The sequence below is a fragment of the Nonlabens sp. Hel1_33_55 genome (genome assembly GCF_900101765.1).
Lineage (GTDB): Bacteria > Bacteroidota > Bacteroidia > Flavobacteriales > Flavobacteriaceae > Nonlabens.
The window spans coordinates 1,612,022-1,628,342 of the sequence record NZ_LT627735.1 but is presented as its reverse complement, the minus strand read 5'-3'; the positions used below and the strand labels follow the sequence as shown (position 1 = coordinate 1,628,342).

15 protein-coding genes are annotated in these 16,321 nt (G+C 39.4%); 7 read left to right on the top strand and 8 right to left on the bottom strand.

Going from position 1 to position 16,321, the window contains the following annotated elements:
- Positions 1-18: 18 nt before the first annotated feature.
- Positions 19-630, top strand: a complete 612-nt coding sequence (locus BLO34_RS07265) for a hypothetical protein (protein ID WP_090754024.1) — start codon at positions 19-21, stop codon at positions 628-630.
- Here BLO34_RS07265 and BLO34_RS07260 read toward each other — a convergent pair.
- Both BLO34_RS07260 and BLO34_RS07255 read right to left on the bottom strand, forming a co-directional pair.
- Positions 582-1,427 (bottom strand): zinc-dependent peptidase, encoded by an 846-nt coding sequence (locus BLO34_RS07260; RefSeq protein ID WP_090754022.1) that lies wholly within the window; start codon positions 1,425-1,427, stop codon positions 582-584. The two genes, BLO34_RS07265 and BLO34_RS07260, sit on opposite strands and share 49 nt — an antisense overlap.
- Positions 1,428-2,147 carry a Bax inhibitor-1 family protein gene (locus tag BLO34_RS07255; protein ID WP_090754020.1) on the bottom strand — a complete coding sequence of 240 codons (720 nt, stop codon included), beginning with the start codon at positions 2,145-2,147 and terminating at the stop codon, positions 1,428-1,430.
- Positions 2,148-2,597: 450 nt separating this feature from the next.
- Between BLO34_RS07255 and BLO34_RS07250 the strand changes: the two genes are divergently transcribed.
- The 6 genes from BLO34_RS07250 to BLO34_RS07225 all read left to right on the top strand — a co-directional run bounded on the left by BLO34_RS07250 (position 2,598) and on the right by BLO34_RS07225 (position 10,395).
- Complete coding sequence (locus tag BLO34_RS07250; protein WP_157686716.1) at positions 2,598-4,067, top strand: efflux transporter outer membrane subunit; 1,470 nt, start codon at positions 2,598-2,600, stop codon at positions 4,065-4,067.
- 169 nt (positions 4,068-4,236) lie between these two features.
- A complete protein-coding gene (locus BLO34_RS07245) occupies positions 4,237-5,397 on the top strand; it encodes an efflux RND transporter periplasmic adaptor subunit (RefSeq protein WP_090754016.1) in 1,161 nt (386 codons plus the stop codon).
- Positions 5,390-8,533 carry an efflux RND transporter permease subunit gene (locus BLO34_RS07240; RefSeq protein ID WP_090754014.1) on the top strand — a complete coding sequence of 1,048 codons (3,144 nt, stop codon included), beginning with the start codon at positions 5,390-5,392 and terminating at the stop codon, positions 8,531-8,533. The genes BLO34_RS07245 and BLO34_RS07240 overlap by 8 nt, the downstream gene beginning before the upstream one ends.
- 132 nt (positions 8,534-8,665) lie before the next feature.
- On the top strand, positions 8,666-9,214 hold the full coding sequence (locus tag BLO34_RS07235; RefSeq protein ID WP_090754012.1) for an RNA polymerase sigma factor: 549 nt from the start codon (positions 8,666-8,668) through the stop codon (positions 9,212-9,214).
- A gap of 30 nt (positions 9,215-9,244) precedes the next feature.
- Positions 9,245-9,937 carry a hypothetical protein gene (locus BLO34_RS07230; protein ID WP_090754010.1) on the top strand — a complete coding sequence of 231 codons (693 nt, stop codon included), beginning with the start codon at positions 9,245-9,247 and terminating at the stop codon, positions 9,935-9,937.
- The gene (locus BLO34_RS07225) at positions 9,934-10,395 is read left to right on the top strand and encodes a hypothetical protein (protein WP_157686715.1); all 462 of its coding nucleotides are present in this window, start codon (positions 9,934-9,936) and stop codon (positions 10,393-10,395) included. Before BLO34_RS07230 ends, BLO34_RS07225 begins: the two co-directional genes overlap by 4 nt.
- A gap of 89 nt (positions 10,396-10,484) precedes the next feature.
- Here BLO34_RS07225 and BLO34_RS07220 read toward each other — a convergent pair whose 3' ends face one another.
- The 6 genes from BLO34_RS07220 to alaS all read right to left on the bottom strand — a co-directional run bounded on the left by BLO34_RS07220 (position 10,485) and on the right by alaS (position 16,276).
- Positions 10,485-11,111, bottom strand: coding sequence for a DUF4230 domain-containing protein (locus tag BLO34_RS07220; protein WP_090754006.1), 627 nt, complete (start codon positions 11,109-11,111; stop codon positions 10,485-10,487).
- A complete protein-coding gene (locus BLO34_RS07215; protein WP_090754004.1) occupies positions 11,108-12,022 on the bottom strand; it encodes a GSCFA domain-containing protein in 915 nt (304 codons plus the stop codon). Before BLO34_RS07215 ends, BLO34_RS07220 begins: the two co-directional genes overlap by 4 nt.
- Positions 12,023-12,084: 62 nt before the next feature.
- Entirely contained in the window at positions 12,085-12,378 is a 294-nt protein-coding gene (locus BLO34_RS07210) for a hypothetical protein (protein WP_090754002.1), read from the bottom strand.
- A gap of 5 nt (positions 12,379-12,383) precedes the next feature.
- Positions 12,384-13,016 (bottom strand): hypothetical protein, encoded by a 633-nt coding sequence (locus BLO34_RS07205; protein ID WP_090754000.1) that lies wholly within the window; start codon positions 13,014-13,016, stop codon positions 12,384-12,386.
- Positions 13,017-13,051: 35 nt separating this feature from the next.
- Positions 13,052-13,621, bottom strand: a complete 570-nt coding sequence (locus BLO34_RS07200; RefSeq protein ID WP_090753998.1) for an RDD family protein — start codon at positions 13,619-13,621, stop codon at positions 13,052-13,054.
- A gap of 9 nt (positions 13,622-13,630) precedes the next feature.
- Positions 13,631-16,276 carry an alanine--tRNA ligase gene (gene alaS, locus BLO34_RS07195; protein ID WP_090753996.1) on the bottom strand — a complete coding sequence of 882 codons (2,646 nt, stop codon included), beginning with the start codon at positions 16,274-16,276 and terminating at the stop codon, positions 13,631-13,633.
- Between the last annotated feature and the right edge of the window lie 45 nt (positions 16,277-16,321).

The following is a 16,321-nucleotide window of genomic DNA, read 5'->3' as shown; positions in this document are numbered from 1 at the left end:
CTTTTTAAAACATGCTCGATGAAAAGAAAATTACAATCCCTTGGAATACAAATGGCACAAGGCCTAATTAGCAATGAAGATGCGCAAGGACTTGGAGTCATTTCTTATTTAAACTACATCAAGTACAAGGCAGAATGTCGTTATTCTTCTGTTGTTTTTGGAGATAAATTTCATAAACAATTTCCAGACCGTTCCAATGCCGTTATGATGAGCGAACTGTCCATCTCAATCAATAATTTCATCAAGCTTTTAAGAGGCGAACTTATCTCTTCTAATACCGTTAAAATATTCACAGAAATTGATCAGTGTTTGAGGTTTCATGTTTCGGTAACAGATGATAGCGTCGCATCGACACTTTCTGAATTACTGGATGAAATCAATAATAAAGTTATTAATTATTTAGGTGAACCAGGTTCATCTTTTAGTGATCGTATTATTAGTTTACAATATTTGGCAGCTGTTCATAACAGCGAACGCAGTCTAAATTTGGAGGCTAAAGATTTCATCGAGGTAAAATCAATTCTAGCGGCACTCGACTGTTTGACCCTGCATTCACAGGAATTGCAAAAGTCAAACTCCAATCAATCTATTCCAGAAAGCCAATCCGTTTTGTATAAAAGCGCCGTTTGAAGGTGACTAAATAATAGCGGAAACTCCTCTTTAAACACCCTTGGAGATTCAAAGAAATATTCCGTCAATACAGACATGAATTCGTATTGATTGGTAAATGCGTATTCCCTAAAATATGCCGATTGCTCCAATTTAACTCGAAGGTCTTTATCCGTTAAAGCCAGCAATAACTTTTGGTGATATTTATGATAGCGCAATGCATCAATATGCTGTGATCGCTCACTTTCCAAATGAATTACATGAGTAAATTCGTGTAGTGCGAGATGGAAATTGTCATCAGTAACTTTCAATCCAGTAACGACATCAGGCCATGATAAAGCTAGCACTTTGGCTCTAGGGTTGTATTCACCTTTATGTTTCACACCATTTGCTGCGCTCTCAAATTCTGCATCAAATAATAGAATCGTATCTAAATGATCCATGATATAATTGCGCCGCCCAAAGGTTAGCATAACTGCAATACTAGAAATGGTAACAATCTGCTCCTCGGTAACTTGCTTACCGTGTCGGTGTCTAAAGGATTTGTCTGCTATAAAACAAGAGACACGATGTTCAAACTGTTTTTGATAACTCGATGACAGATTCTTGTAGAAAGGGAAGGATTGAAGAATACGATTTCGCGAAAGCGATAACTTTCTCCAGCTAATCAACTGCCTGTACCAGAGAAAATCACTCCTGTTTTGTAGATACCTCAAAACCAGATGCGCTATGGCGGCTAATAAAATGAGACCTACAAAAGCATAGCCATATGGAGCCAGCCATTGTTTAGTATCACCTGGAATGAGTAAAAACGGCACTTAGTCGTTTGACATAAAAATGCTCATGATGTACCAGAATAACAACATCAGTGAGGCAAACAATCCCAAGGATGCGCCCACATATTGATCTGTAGAATATTTGTGAACCAACTGCGAAGTCTGATATAAAATTGTTCCTGAAGCCAAAACGATCATACCTACACTAAAAACCAATCCAAGATTGAATCCAAAAATCATCCCGGCAATGATTGCTCCAACGGCGATGACAAAACCTATCATCAAGAAGCTGCGCAAAAATGAAAAGTCCTTTTTAGTGATAAGCACCACAGCGCTCAATCCCGTAAATAGGGCAAGCGTCATGATGGCGGCTTGATTGATAACAGAGAAATAATCACCTTCCATATAGAAAATAGCGATATAGAGAAGTGGCACAAAAATGATAGCTTCAGCCAGTACAAAGAGGAATAGCGCTAGATATTGTTTCGTTTTATCATGTGTAGTGTGTGCTAGCTTTTCTGCATAGTTGGTCGCAAACATGAAAGCACCTAGAACAAGCAGCCATTTCCAGCCTTGAGTCAATGATAACATCAGTTCTACCAATGGATCGATACGCAACAAAACAGTTTCAATAATGATAAATAGTAAAGTGGCTAGCGCAACATGACCGTAAGTCTTGCGGTAAAAAGCTGCTCTGGTATCATCACTTACTTCTATAAGCGGTTGGTAGGTACTAGGATTTCTATATTCTGTGGTTTCCATTTCTTTAATTTTTGTTGTGTTTATAAGCTCTCGGAGAAAATCCTTGTCTGAATCACATCAGATTTGAGCTATTGCTGAATCAAAGATATTTAATTAATTCGTAGCTGTAATAAAAGCGTGATACTATGAGTAATCCACTTTCTCTCAAGTATAATTTTATAAAATTGTTTTCATTTCCAACTTTAAGTTTTATCTGACAATAATAGTACCGATTTTCAGATGACAACAATTTAGTTTTCAAGTGTATGATAAAAACAATAACATCTTAAGAAAGATGAACGTAGGTGGTTTGTTTAAAAGAAGCTGTTTTCCAATTAGAATACGACTGATCAGGTGCAACTTTCACATTTCCCTATCATTTATTGCTGCGTGCTTCCTTAATTTTCAATTTTCCAGTTGTTTAGTATAAATAACTGCGACTACATTTTCATTTTTATTTGAAGATTGCTTTTGAAAAACATTTTCCTACTACTACTTCTATCCTTTGTGACTCACTCGTGTTTGATAACTAAAAATTATCAAAAGCCAGAGCTTGATGTCCCTGTGGTTTATAGAGACTTCAAAGAAGTAGATTCTACATCTATGGCTTCGGTTCCTTATGAATTGTTCTTCAAGGATATTTTGTTGTTGGGCTACATCGATGAAGCGCTCATAAATAATTACGACTTGAGATTGTCGCTTCAAAATGTTTATAGATCACAGGCACTTTATCAACAGGGACGAGCAGGATATTTGCCTACCTTGAATGTAGATGCTACAGTGACTTCATCAGACTTTAGCGATAATAGTTTTCAGGGACAACAGGCCCGTCAAGGAAACCAATCCAGTAATGGTAATATTCCATCCCGCATTGAACAATATGACTTAACGGGAACACTGGATTGGGAAGTTGATCTTTGGGGCGGTATCACCAGCAATAAAAGAGCAACGGCAGCCGCTTATTTACAGAGCGAGGCTGGACAACGACTGGTTAAAACCTCCATAATTTCAAATGTTGCCTCGCAATATTATCTGCTTATGGCTCTTGATGAACAACTGGAAACAGCTCTTAAGGCAGTGGATGCAAGACAAAGAAGCTATGAAATCACACAGAAGCTAAAAAAAGCAGGTTTAGAACGTGAGGTTGTGGTGCAGCAATCCGGTTCTCAACTAAAAATTGCGGAATTATTGGCACTGGATCTCGAGTTACAAATCAAGGTTGCAGAAAATGCCTTCAGCGTGCTGTTGGGAAAAAACCCTCAACAGATTTCCCGCAGTGAGTTGGTTGATGTGTTCATGGACAGAGAAATAAACATGGGATTGCCATCGCAGTTATTGAGAAACAGACCTGACGTGATACAGGCAGAATTTAACCTGATCAACGCTTTTGAATTGGAAAACGTAGCTCGGGCAGATTTTTATCCGCAGTTAAATCTTGGGGCTTCAGCGGGTTTTAGAAGTGTGAATGCCAGTAACTGGATAAGCAGTGCCTCGTTGTTTAACTCGCTGGTAGCAGGTCTGGCACAGCCCATTTTGAATAATAGAAGGATAAGAACAAATTATGAGGTAGCTCAGATCAATAAGAAAACCGCATCTCTCGACTTCAAACAAACCTTGCTCAATGCATATCAGGAAGTAAACGATGCGTGGTTCACTCAAAATTCTCTAGAAGAACAATACAAAATACTTCAGGAACAGGTGCTATTTCTTGATAACGCCACAGACTATTCGTTCCGCCTATATCAAAGCGGACTTTCCAGTTATCTCGAGGTGCTCATAGCAGACTCCAACCGACTCAATGCTCAGATAGAATTGATAAACCTTAAACTGGATCAGCTCAATGCTACGGTAGAGTTGTACCGTGCTTTGGGCGGTGGCTGGAATAAAGTGATCGTTCCTGTAGATACCATGTTGTCTAATGAAAAGGAAAAGGATGAATGAAGTTACGCTTTCGCGAAAGCGAATTTCAAACAAACCTTATAACTTGAATCAAAGGGCATGATTGATTTAAAAATTGAAACAAGTTGGTGATGATTTCTGACCATTTTATGAGAAAGAATTATTGCCAAAACGACTTAAAAACCCAGTGAAGTTCTGGGAGCTATAAACTATGAAGATTAATTACAGTTTTGCTTTTTCCTGCCTGACGGTGTTTGCGCTATTCTTTTCTTGTTCTGACGAGAAAAAAGAGCAGCGAATACCTCAATTACCCGTTCTTAAAGTTGAAAAGAGAACCGTCAACGATACTACCATCTTTCCTGCTAATGTTGAAGGTGTTAAAAACATAGAAATCAGGCCTAAAATTGAAGGATTCATAGAAAGAATTTATGTGGATGAAGGCGCTTATGTTCAAAAAGGTGACTTGCTGTTTGAACTGGAAGCTGAACCTTTGCAGGCAGACGCACAAGCAGCACGAGATGCTATAGGTATTGCCCGTGCAGACCGTTATGATGCACAGGTGGACGTTGATAAATTGGTACCACTTGTTGAAGAAGGTATCATTAGCGAGGTAGAACTTAAGAAAGCTCAAGCCGGCCTTGCTCAGGCAAACTCTAGATTGAAAGAAAGCGAAAATGTCTATCGCAGCGCACAGCGCACGTCAGACTACAAATCGATCAAGAGCCCTGTAACGGGTCGTATAAATTCATTGCCCTATCGATTAGGATCACTTGTGGGGCCTACCAATAACCTTCCGTTGACTACGGTAAGCCAGAACGATAGCGTTTTTGTGTATTTTTCTATGGATGAAAAAGATTATGTTGCTTTTCTTGATGAGACTAGAGGAACTTCTCTACAAGAAAAGATCGCAAATTTTCCAGAGGTAGTTTTTGAATTGTCTAACGGCAATAACTACAAGCAAAAAGGAAGGATTCAGACAACAACTGGAACCATTAATAGTTCTACGGGAAGCATCACCTTTAGAGCTATTTTCCCAAATCCCGATGGTAAGCTTACAGATGGTTATAGTGGTCTTTTAAAAATACCTATTAAATACAGTGACGTTGTTGTAGTGCCTGCAGAATCTACTTATAAAGAACAAACGCTTACCTATCTCTTTAGGGTCGCTAATCAGGATACGATTTACAATACGCTGGTCAATATAGAAAAACGGGTTGGAAATGTGATTATCGTGAATTCTGGGATTAAGGTAGGTGATACAATTCTCGCCAAGGGACTAGGTAAAGTGCAGGATAGTGCCAAGATAAAACCAAAACTTATCGCATTGGATAGTGTGTTAGGGAATGTAAAAAAAGCTTTTAGGAATGAATAAGTTCCTCAAAACATTTATTGATAATCCAGTTTTATCAACCGTGATTTCAATTGTGGTTGTAATTCTGGGAATATTGGGTTTCAATAACTTGCCGGTTACTCAGTACCCTCAAATTGCACCGCCAACCGTTGAGGTGACAGCGACCTTCCCAGGTGCAGGTGCGCAGACCATCCTGGAGAGTGTTGTGGTACCACTTGAACAAGAAATTAATGGGGTGCAAGGTATTGACTACATAACCTCTACTGCAAGTAATAGCGGTAATGCAACTATTACCATTTTCTTCAAGCAAGGAACCGATCCGGATATTGCAGCTGTTAATGTTCAAAACCGTGTAGCAAGAGCTAACCCTCTACTTCCTGCAGAGGTTATTAATAGTGGTATCGTTACTCAAAAAAAGCAGAACAGTTCGTTGATGTATCTATCCTTTAGAACTACAACTGATGATTTTGATGAGGTTTTTGTTCAGAATTATGTTGATATCAAGGTAGTTCCAGTTCTTCAAAGAATTGAAGGCGTAGCTCAAATTTCATCCAGTAGTGGAAAATCCTATACCATGCGCATCTGGATAAAGCCTGATAAACTTGCTGCATATGACTTACAACCATCAGATGTTTTAACTGCCTTGAATGAGCAGAGCATAGAGGCGGCTCCAGGTACGTTGGGGCAAAATTCAGGTTCTTCCTTTGAATATGCTCTACAGTATCAGGGACGTTTCAGTTCAATTGAAGAATACCAGGATATCGTGCTTAAAACCCTAGATGATAACCAGTATTTGACACTCAAACAGGTTGCAGACATTGAGCTGGATGCATTTAGTTATACCTCTATCTCAGAAACCAATGGAGAGCGGTCTATAGGTCTAGGAATATTTCAGTCCCCAGGTTCTAATGCCCAAAAAGTTATTAAAGATCTCGAAGCAGAACTCGATAGGCTTGCAGCAGATTTCCCCAAAGGGATGGATTATATCATTGACTATAATATCAATGATTTCCTAGAAGCATCGATCAGCAATCTGATAAATACTTTTCTGCTTGCTTTTGCATTAGTTTTTGTGGTGGTTTTTATCTTTCTTCAAGATATACGTACGACAATTATCCCAGCCATAGCAGTTCCAGTATCTGTAGTGGGAACATTTTTCTTTTTAAACTTGTTGGGTTACTCCTTAAATCTTCTCACATTATTTGCCTTAATTCTAGCCATAGGTATTGTTGTTGACGATGCTATTGTAGTTACAGAAGCCGTTAAATCAAAAATGGAAAAAGGTGAAAAAAGCGCAAGAAAGGCTAGTATAGATGCGATGAAAGAAATATCGGGAGCTATTGTAGCTACAACGCTCGTGATGGCTGCCGTATTTATTCCGGTAACTTTTTTAACGGGACCTACCGGAATATTCTTTGAGCAATTTGGAGTAACGTTGATTATTTCAATACTAATTTCATCCATTAATGCACTTACGTTGAGTCCTGCACTAAGCGCTTTAATTTTGAAGCCTAAGGATGATGAGGACAAAGACAAAAACTTTTTAAGACGTTTCTTCCATGGATTCAACCAGAAGTTTGACCAATTGAAAGACCGCTATGAAAGCATTCTAACAAAACTGAGCAGTAAGCTAATCATAACGGGTGCCGTTCTTGCTGTTGCTGTAGTTGCTATATTTTTTATCAATAATAAACTGCCTAAAGGATTCGTACCAACCGAAGATAAAGGAGTGGTCTTTGCAAATGTCACCTTGCCTGATGGTGCCTCCATGGATCGCACTTATCAAATTATGGCAGACTTTAGTGAACAAGCTAAAGAGATAGATGGAGTTGAATCCATATCGTTTTCAACAGGTTCTAACTTTTTCAATGGTACTGGAGGCTCTTATGCCTTAGCGTACCTTCCTTTACAGAAATGGAGTAAAAGAGATACTGATTCTTTGTCTATCAATTCTATTATAAAACAACTTAACGGTATAGCTCAATCATTTCCTGATGCGCAAATGACTTTTTTCCAACCGGCGCAAGTGCCGGGTTACAGTGGTTCTGGTGGTTTCTCATTTAATGTCCTGAGTGAGAGCGGTGCGTCGCTAGATGATTTGAACGAGGAAACCAAAAACCTTACCGCTCGTCTCAACCAACGACAGGAGATTGCCATGGCTAGAGCAACGTTTAGCAACCAGTTCCCTCAATATCAGATAGAGTTGGATTTACCCAAGATTAAGGCAGCAGGAATTAATGCAAATACAGTATTGGAATCATTACAAGGTTATATAGGCGGGATTTACGCTTCCAATTTTAGCAAATTCGGTAGACAGTATAAAGTTTACGTACAAGCTCTTCCAGAGTATCGCAGGACAAAAGAAGATTTTAAAAAGATCTTTGTGCGCAATGATATGGGAGAAATGGCGCCCATTACAGAATTCTTCACGTTAAAGGAAATAAACGGAGCTCAATCTATCAATAGATTTAATTTGTTCAATGCTATAGGCGTCAATGGGTCCATTGCTGAAGGTTATAGTACGGGTGATGCTATTGCTATAATTAGGGAAGAAGCCCAAGATTTGAAACGCGGCTATAGCTTAGGATTTAATGGTTTGACTAGAGAAGAAATAGAGGCGGAAGGTCAGTTACAGGTAATACTTGTTCTTAGTTTGATATTCATGTACTTTTTTCTCGCTGTTCAATACAAAAGCTACATCATTCCATTTGCGGTAATTCTTTCTCTGCCGCTAGGTGTACTCGGTTCTTATCTGTTTACGTACCTATTCGGTTTAGAAAATAATATTTATTTCAGGATTGCATTGATCATGCTGGTCGGTCTGCTAGCTAAAAACGCCATTCTTATAGTAGAGTTTGGACAGCAGAAAAGGAGAGATGGCGAGTCCATCAAGGATGCTGCTATCCAAGCGGCAAGAGAACGATTAAGACCCGTTTTAATGACCTCCATCGCATTTATTGCTGGTATGGTTCCTTTAATTATTGCATCTGGTGTAGGTGCTAAAGGGAACAGATCCATAGGAACCGGTGCTGCAGGAGGTTTGTTTTTTGGAACCATTCTGCTGATTATTTTTGTCCCAATGCTATTCATAGTTTTTCAAAATCTGCATGAGAAAACGGTAGGAAAATTGTTTACGGAAGATGAAGAAGATGAATAATTATTAATTCTCAGGGATTATCCACTGTTAGTTAGAGGGATTAAAAATATCAAGAAATTGTTTCGTCAATGATTTTGCTTTAGACCAACATATCATTAAACCTTTGTTATTTTTAGGCGTCATAACCAGCGAATGAGCCAATCTACCGACCAACAAATTCTGGATCTCGTTAGTAACCCTAAATCTTTGGATAAGGGTTTTCGTTTATTGGTGAAAGAACATCAACAAAACCTTTACTGGCAAATACGTAAGATTCTTCTCAATCATGAGGATACTGATGACGTGTTGCAGAATGTCTTTATCAAAATATTTAGAGGCTTGCCTAAGTTCAAAGGTGATAGTAAATTGAGTACCTGGATGTTTAGAATTGCCTACAATGAAAGCATGACATTTCTCAAGCGTAAATCAAAAATTGTTCAGATCAATAGCGCAGAGATGCAGGATTATCTGGTACAACAGTTGGAAGCAGATGTCTACTTTACAGGTGATGAGATTCAAAAACAACTGCAAAAAGCGCTAGTAAGGTTACCTGACCGTCAACGAGAGATTTTTAATATGAGATATTATGATGAGATCAAATTCAAGGACATTGCAGAAATATTGGAATTGAGTGAAGGTGCAGTAAAATCAAGCTATCACATTGCAGCCAAAAAGATAGAGGCCTACCTAAAAGAAGATTAAACTAACGGCCATAATTAGTGTCATAGAAACATGAAGAAGAAGAACACACATAACGATTTAGGATTTAAAGTGCCAGATGGCTACTTTGAATCCAATATGGATCGTTTGTTCGATAAGGTGAATCCTGATCAAGAGAGCAAGGAATCACCGTTTTCTGTACCGTCTGGTTACTTTGAAACTTTAGAAGACCGCATCTTGAATGCTGTTAGCGCAGATCAAAATAAATTGGTTTCAAGTTTAAACCCTTTTGAAGTACCGCAAGGATATTTTGAGAGTTTGGAAGATCGGGTAATGAGTACTGTTGCTCAAAGTAAGCAGATTACTCTTGATAAGGAAAACCCATTTACGACTCCAGAGCATTATTTTGAGAGCCTAGAGCAACGAGTGTTAGAAGCAACGGTAGATAAACCTGTCGTGAAGCTAGAAAGAGATTATCCATCTTGGGTAATTCCAATGATTGCAATAGCAGCCATATTTGTTGCCATACTAGCCATTGATGGTTTCTGGCCTACTCAAAATATGACTATTGAGGATTTAGAAAATGAAGAAATCGCGCTTTACTTAGCGGAAACTGATTTCATATATGATAATGACGCGATCAATATTTTATACTCAGACAACGATATTTTAGACACCACCAACTTTGAAACCTCTTTAGATAACGATGAATTATTAAACTACCTCGCAGATGAGGTAGATATGAACCAAATGTGGGAAGAATGAAAACTATAACTGTATTTACCATAGCCCTAATGGCATCTTTCAGTTCTATGGCGCAAGTCGTACGCACCAGCTATCAAGAAGTGCAAAGTGCCACAGATAAAATTGAAGCTATGGAAGTGGCTTACCTGACGCAGGAATTGTCATTAACATCTGCCGAGGCTCAAAAGTTCTGGCCTATCTTCAATGATATAAAGGAAGAGCGCAATGATTTGAAAATCAAGAAAAAGAAATTGATGTACGACATGGCAAAGAGTTTCAACACCATGTCTGTTGATCAAGCACAAGGTTTTGTCGATGGTATGTTTGATATCGAGGCTTCTCTCAATGAGTCCAACTTTGAATCTCGTAACCGTAAGATCATAAAAATCATAGGGCCAAAGAGATTTTTGCAACTCAAAAAAGCCGAATATGAATTCAGGAAAAAAATATTGCGGGAATATCGTACCAGAGGTAGATAAATGCTCGTATAAAGTTTAGTAGTTAGTTTTGGTTAATGATGGCAAATCCCTCAAGAATTAGTTCTTGAGGGATTTGTGCTTTCTTTCAGTTAATCCATAATGCTTGTCCAGTCGCTACTGCTGTCGATGGTAGATCCATCATACTCCAGTTTCCAACCAAAACTTTCAGTCAGTACATAAACTTGAGACAGCTCGCTTAGCAGTCGGTTTTGTGCGTTGTTGACAATTTCACTCTTACTTATTTTACCTCTCAGGTCCTTAGTGATCTGACTTTTCATTTTATTAAAATCCTTTGCCTCAAACCTATTGGTCAATCCATTGTCAATGTTATAGTAGGTCAGATCTGGATCAATTTTGATTTCAGGTGGTGGTATATTTAGGATCCTAATTGTTTTTTCATTCTCTTCAATTTGAAAATTCATCTTGCGCAAATCGTATGCGATCTGGACTTTGGCATTTGAAATAATCAAAGCGCGTTTCTGGCTGCTGTAAAAGTCCCATCCATATGACTTTGTGTTTTCATAGGTGTAAACTTTAGCATAGGTAGCCTCTGTCACTACTAGTTTGCTCACATTGCGCACCTGTTTTTCAATAAGTGCAGTTTGAGCGGTCAGTCGTTCCTGTTCACTATTGCGATTGCTGTAATAGCTGTACATGAGTACTATCACCAGTGTGACGGCAACACCTATAAAAATTCCTTTGAGTCTACGTATCATATTTGGAGAGATGGAAATCGAGTGAGTAATTGATGGCGAGACTCTTCTACTTGCACCTGATGTGCCTTTGAGTCCTTAGGCCTGTGGTAAACTAATTTTTGATGTTTCTCAATAGCTGTTATTGCTTTTGAGGTGTTTGGGTTGAGTGCGCTTTCGCGAAAGCGTAACCACACATAATCCACAGCGGTATCATTAGGATGAATCATATCACCGGCATAGAAGCGGTAGTCGCGCAGTTCGTCCATCAGGATCTCATAGGACGGAAAATAATATGCCTCGCCATGATCACATCGCTGCTGAATGGCCTCCTGCAAGCGCGCCTTGCTACGGGTGTTTTCAACCATACCATCCTTTATATGCCGCACGGGTGAAACCGTGTAGATAAGCTGGATGTCAGGATTTATTGAGGAAATTAATTTTTCAATTTTATGAAGCGAATTACTTATTTCTTCGTGGGTAAGAAGTCTTTTATCAAAAAGCTTCTGAGGTTGTTGGTGACAGTTGACCACGATAGTGCTACTTTCCTTGAGTTCGTAAATCCAAGAAGTGCCCAATGTAATGATCAAATGAGAAGCTTTAGAAAGCTGATTTTTTAAGATATTTCCAGCTCTTTTCAAATTCTCTAGCGTTTCATTGCTACTTTCACCATTAAGATCAGAATGAGCGAGATAGCTGAATTTCCCAGCCACATCATCCATTTTAAAATCACCTTTTAGTGACTTCTCCACCAATACCGCAATACTATGCGGATTGAAAATTACCCCAAAAGGATTCACTACCGACTGGAATGCATTGTAACTAAGTTTATCTCCTATGTGCTGCGCAAAGCAACTGCCCAGCAGGACCACTTGACTGTTGTGGTCAATGGGTCTGGCGATTTTATCAATCTCAAAAGAGGTAGTTAATTTCATAGATGACATACTCAACCAAATGTAATCAAATGAAATGCCGCGATTGTTAGCAGAATTCTAAACTAAGTGATGAAATAATTCAATGCAAGATATATTAGATAGCATATGATCGCTGCGGCAAGAATGGTGACAAGAATTACTTTATTTCGCCGCTTTTTCTCTTGTTTAACTTTGATTTGGAACGCCGCTTTGGCTGCGGCAATTTGTTCTGGAGTGTGTTTAGGTGTTTTGCTCCAGTCATTGTTGTAAAGAGCTCCGCTTTCAGTTCCCGCCAGAGATTTATCGCTAGTCTTACGACGTCTGGCGTTGTTTTTCATTGCGGTGATCATGTGCTGTATGAAGCCACCTGCTAGCATAATTTCTATTTATTGCAGCTATCAACGAAGTTTTCTGCATGACGAGACACGCCATCGATCAGGCGTTTTAAGACTTTTTCTGTTAGCATGTTGCCCGTAGCTTTGAATAAAATAAGATCATTATCGTCATTGAAGACATCATATTTCTCCTCAGTAGAACCAATCAGTTGTTGTTGGTAAATAATACGATTTGTAGAAATATCAAAGATGGTGAGCGTTCCAGTCACATGTTCATCAGGACTAAATGATTTTCTAGTATCTCTGAATTGAGTAACAATAGGCTCCTTGTAAGTTGAACTTATATGGATTACAAAATCCACATTTGGTTGGAGTATTTTAATACTATTGATGTCGGCCTTTCTGATTTTGTAATCGTCAATTTGTATATCAGTTGCTTTGACCACGCTATTGCTTAATAAGCAGTTGCCTAAAAGGTCTCTCATATTTTCTTCTAAGCGAGAAAATGTTTCATTAACCAGCCGAACAGGAACTTCTGGTTTTACAATAGTGTAGGAGCCCTTTCTAACAATAAATTCATTTTTTCTCAATTTTGTAGGTTCTTGGTAGGTGACAGACTGAATATTATTACAGCCTACAACGAGAAGCGCTATTATAGAAACAAAAAGAAAAGTCTTCATGTAAAGTTCGAGTTTAAAAACTGATATTCTGTGGTCTATTCTTTCTCAACTACATAAGTTTTTGCGATCCTATCGTGTATGGATCGCCAGTAAGGTTGATCCATAAGCAAAGCAATTACTTCGGCAAAAACGATGAGTGCCGAGATACCTGAAATCACATTGAGCACTGGATAACGTTCTGCAAGCGCAAGGCTGTAATCGAAGTAACCTTCAAAATCAGCCAGGTAACCATCGTTGAAAATATAAAAATAGATGGGTAGCATGATTAGGGTTTGGGCAATGGTAAAGATGCTGCGTAAGACTGCCTGTGCAGCATTGATTTTGCCGCCGTCATAATCCACGACTTTAATATAAAGGATCATCTTACCCCAAGTTGCGCCATAAAGCCATTCTAATATTGGCTTGTAAGCCATGGCAACAATACTCGCCAATAGATACAACCAGAAGCTGCGCAAATAAATAAGATTATAGATATTCACCGCACCTACAGGAATGATCAAGAAAAGTGCGTCCAGCAAATATGCTCCCAATCGAGGACCGAATCCTTTAAAATTGAGTTCGGTTTCTTGTGATTCGTCTTGTTCTAGAAAAGGGTCGTTTTGCATGTTATCAATCTACAAATAACCCTTAGCAGCCTCAAGCGCTGCATCAATCCCTTGCGGGTTCTTACCACCAGCTGTGGCAAAGTGTGGCTGGCCACCGCCGCCGCCTTGAATGTGCTTTCCTAGTTCGCGGACGATAGCTCCTGCATTCAGCTTTTTGTCTTCTACGAGATTTTTACTAATGATGACGGTAAGTGTTGCCTTATCATCTGAATTAGATCCTAGAATCATGAATAAATTTTCCATACCACGCTCGATTTCAAAAGCCAAGTCCTTGATGGATTTGGTATCAAGATCAGTAGCAGCAGAAATAAACTGTACGCCATTGATTTCTTGAGCAGAAGCTATTAAATCACCTTTGAGATTTCCAGCTTTCGCTTTAAGCAATTGCTCAATTTCCTTTTTAAGCGCAGCGTTTTCATCCTGCAACGCTTGAACGGAATCGGCTGGATTTTTTGCTGTTGATTTTAGGATGTTTTTTATCTCTTCTAGCGTTTCATCTTGATCTTCAAAATACTTCAATACGGCATCGCCTGTGATGGCCTCAATACGACGTATTCCAGCAGCTACGGCAGCCTCGCTTTTAATTTTAAAATGCCAGACATCTGCGGTGTTTTGAACGTGTGTTCCACCACAAAGTTCCTGACTTTCACCAAACTTAACTGTTCTAACTACATCACCATATTTCTCACCAAACAACCCAATAGCACCTTCTTCAATCGCTGCTTCATATGTGTTGTTTCTATTTTCTTCCAGTTGTAATTGTTCAGAAATACGAGCATTTACAAATTGTTCTACCTGATCAATTTCTTCTGGAGTCATTTTGGCAAAATGCGAGAAGTCAAATCTCAAAGAAGAACTGCGTACCATAGAACCTTTTTGTTCTACATGCGTTCCCAGAATCTTGCGTAATGCTTGATGTAAAAGGTGAGTAGCTGTATGGTTTGCGGCACTGCGTTGACGTTGTTTAGCATCTACCACAGCCTTGTGTCGCTCCTTTAATTCTTTAGGCAGGTTGTTTGTGATATGAACGGTTTGTCCGTTTTCCTTCTTTGTGTCGATAATGTAAACGGTATCACCGCTTGTGCTCTCTAAATACCCTTTGTCACCGGTCTGACCACCACTTTCTCCATAAAACGGAGTCATATTAAAAACCAGCTGATATTGATCACCGTCTTTTTTAGAAGTGACTTTTCTGTATCTGGAAATAAATACATCAGCCTCTAGACGATCGTAGCCTACAAACTCCTGCACATCGTCAGATCTTAATTCGGTCCAGTCCGTGGCAGAGGTTGCACTGGCTGCTCTGGATCTGTCCTTTTGTTCTTGCATGGCTTTATCAAAACCTGCTTCGTCAAGCTGCATTCCTTTCTCGCGCAAAATCAATGCGGTTAAATCAATAGGAAAGCCAAAGGTGTCGTACAATTCAAATGCTTTGGATCCCTCGATGGTGTTTTCTGATTTCGCTTTCCCTTCGACAGGCTCAGCGCGGCGCGCGGAAGCGATCATGGAATCCAACAAAACCAATCCTTGATCAAGGGTTCTCAAGAACGATTGCTCTTCTTCCTTGATTACATTAATAATCAAATCCTTTTGTGCCTTCAATTCTGGGAAAGCATCACCCATTTGATGCGCCAGCGTAGAAGCCAATTTGAAAATGAAAGGTTCTTTTTTATTGAGGTAGGTAAATCCGTAGCGTATGGCACGTCTCAGGATTCTGCGTATTACATATCCAGCACCAGTATTGGACGGCAATTGGCCATCTGCAATAGAGAAGGAAACCGCGCGCACGTGATCTGCAATGACTCTGATCGCGATATCTTCCTGTTCGGTATTTCCATAGGAATGACCTGTGATGGTTTCAATCTCGCTGATGAGCGGCTGGAATACATCAGTGTCATAATTGGATTGTTTGTGCTGTAAAACCATAGCAAGGCGTTCAAAGCCCATACCTGTATCCACATGTTGTGCAGGTAAGTTTTTTAAAGAACCATCTGCCATGCGGTTGTATTGCATGAATACGAGATTCCAAATTTCCACCACTTGTGGATGGTCTGCATTTACAAGAGTTGCACCGTCGACTTTAGCCTTTTCGGCATCGCTGCGTATGTCCACGTGAATTTCAGAACATGGTCCACAAGGACCTTGATCACCCATTTCCCAAAAATTATCCTTCTTGTTTCCGTTGAGGATGCGGTCTTTGTCGATAAGTTCTGCCCAGAAATCATAGGCTTCGGTATCGCGTTCTAAGTTTTCAGAGGCATCACCTTCAAAAATCGTGACATACAAGCAGTCCTTATCAATGCCATAAACGTCAACCAATAATTCCCATGCCCATGCAATGGCTTCTTTTTTAAAATAATCGCCAAAACTCCAGTTCCCCAACATTTCAAACATCGTATGGTGGTACGTATCCACACCAACTTCTTCAAGGTCATTGTGTTTACCGCTTACACGCAGGCATTTTTGCGTGTCAGTCACCCTATTGTTCTTAGGATCTGAAATCCCTAGAAAATACTCCTTAAACTGATTCATCCCAGCATTTGTGAACATGAGCGTCGGGTCATTTTTGATGACCATGGGAGCGCTGGCAACTATCTGGTGTTGTTTGTTCTTGAAAAAATCTAGGAAGGTCTGTCTTATCTGTTGTGACTTCATTGTGGCTGCTATCCTGCGGTTAATTACAATTTCTTACTTTTGTCC

What these genes read in the sequence shown, in the direction of transcription:
- BLO34_RS07265 (WP_090754024.1), top strand. Translation starts at nt 19, where the DNA reads ATGAAAAGAAAATTACAATCCCTTGGAATACAAATGGCACAAGGCCTA.
- BLO34_RS07255 (WP_090754020.1), bottom strand. Translation starts at nt 2,147, where the DNA reads ATGGAAACCACAGAATATAGAAATCCTAGTACCTACCAACCGCTTATA.
- BLO34_RS07245 (WP_090754016.1), top strand. Translation starts at nt 4,237, where the DNA reads ATGAAGATTAATTACAGTTTTGCTTTTTCCTGCCTGACGGTGTTTGCG.
- BLO34_RS07240 (WP_090754014.1), top strand. Translation starts at nt 5,390, where the DNA reads ATGAATAAGTTCCTCAAAACATTTATTGATAATCCAGTTTTATCAACC.
- BLO34_RS07235 (WP_090754012.1), top strand. Translation starts at nt 8,666, where the DNA reads ATGAGCCAATCTACCGACCAACAAATTCTGGATCTCGTTAGTAACCCT.
- BLO34_RS07230 (WP_090754010.1), top strand. Translation starts at nt 9,245, where the DNA reads ATGAAGAAGAAGAACACACATAACGATTTAGGATTTAAAGTGCCAGAT.
- BLO34_RS07225 (WP_157686715.1), top strand. Translation starts at nt 9,934, where the DNA reads ATGAAAACTATAACTGTATTTACCATAGCCCTAATGGCATCTTTCAGT.
- BLO34_RS07220 (WP_090754006.1), bottom strand. Translation starts at nt 11,111, where the DNA reads ATGATACGTAGACTCAAAGGAATTTTTATAGGTGTTGCCGTCACACTG.
- BLO34_RS07215 (WP_090754004.1), bottom strand. Translation starts at nt 12,022, where the DNA reads ATGAAATTAACTACCTCTTTTGAGATTGATAAAATCGCCAGACCCATT.
- BLO34_RS07210 (WP_090754002.1), bottom strand. Translation starts at nt 12,378, where the DNA reads ATGCTAGCAGGTGGCTTCATACAGCACATGATCACCGCAATGAAAAAC.
- BLO34_RS07205 (WP_090754000.1), bottom strand. Translation starts at nt 13,016, where the DNA reads ATGAAGACTTTTCTTTTTGTTTCTATAATAGCGCTTCTCGTTGTAGGC.
- BLO34_RS07200 (WP_090753998.1), bottom strand. Translation starts at nt 13,621, where the DNA reads ATGCAAAACGACCCTTTTCTAGAACAAGACGAATCACAAGAAACCGAA.
- alaS (WP_090753996.1), bottom strand. Translation starts at nt 16,276, where the DNA reads ATGAAGTCACAACAGATAAGACAGACCTTCCTAGATTTTTTCAAGAAC.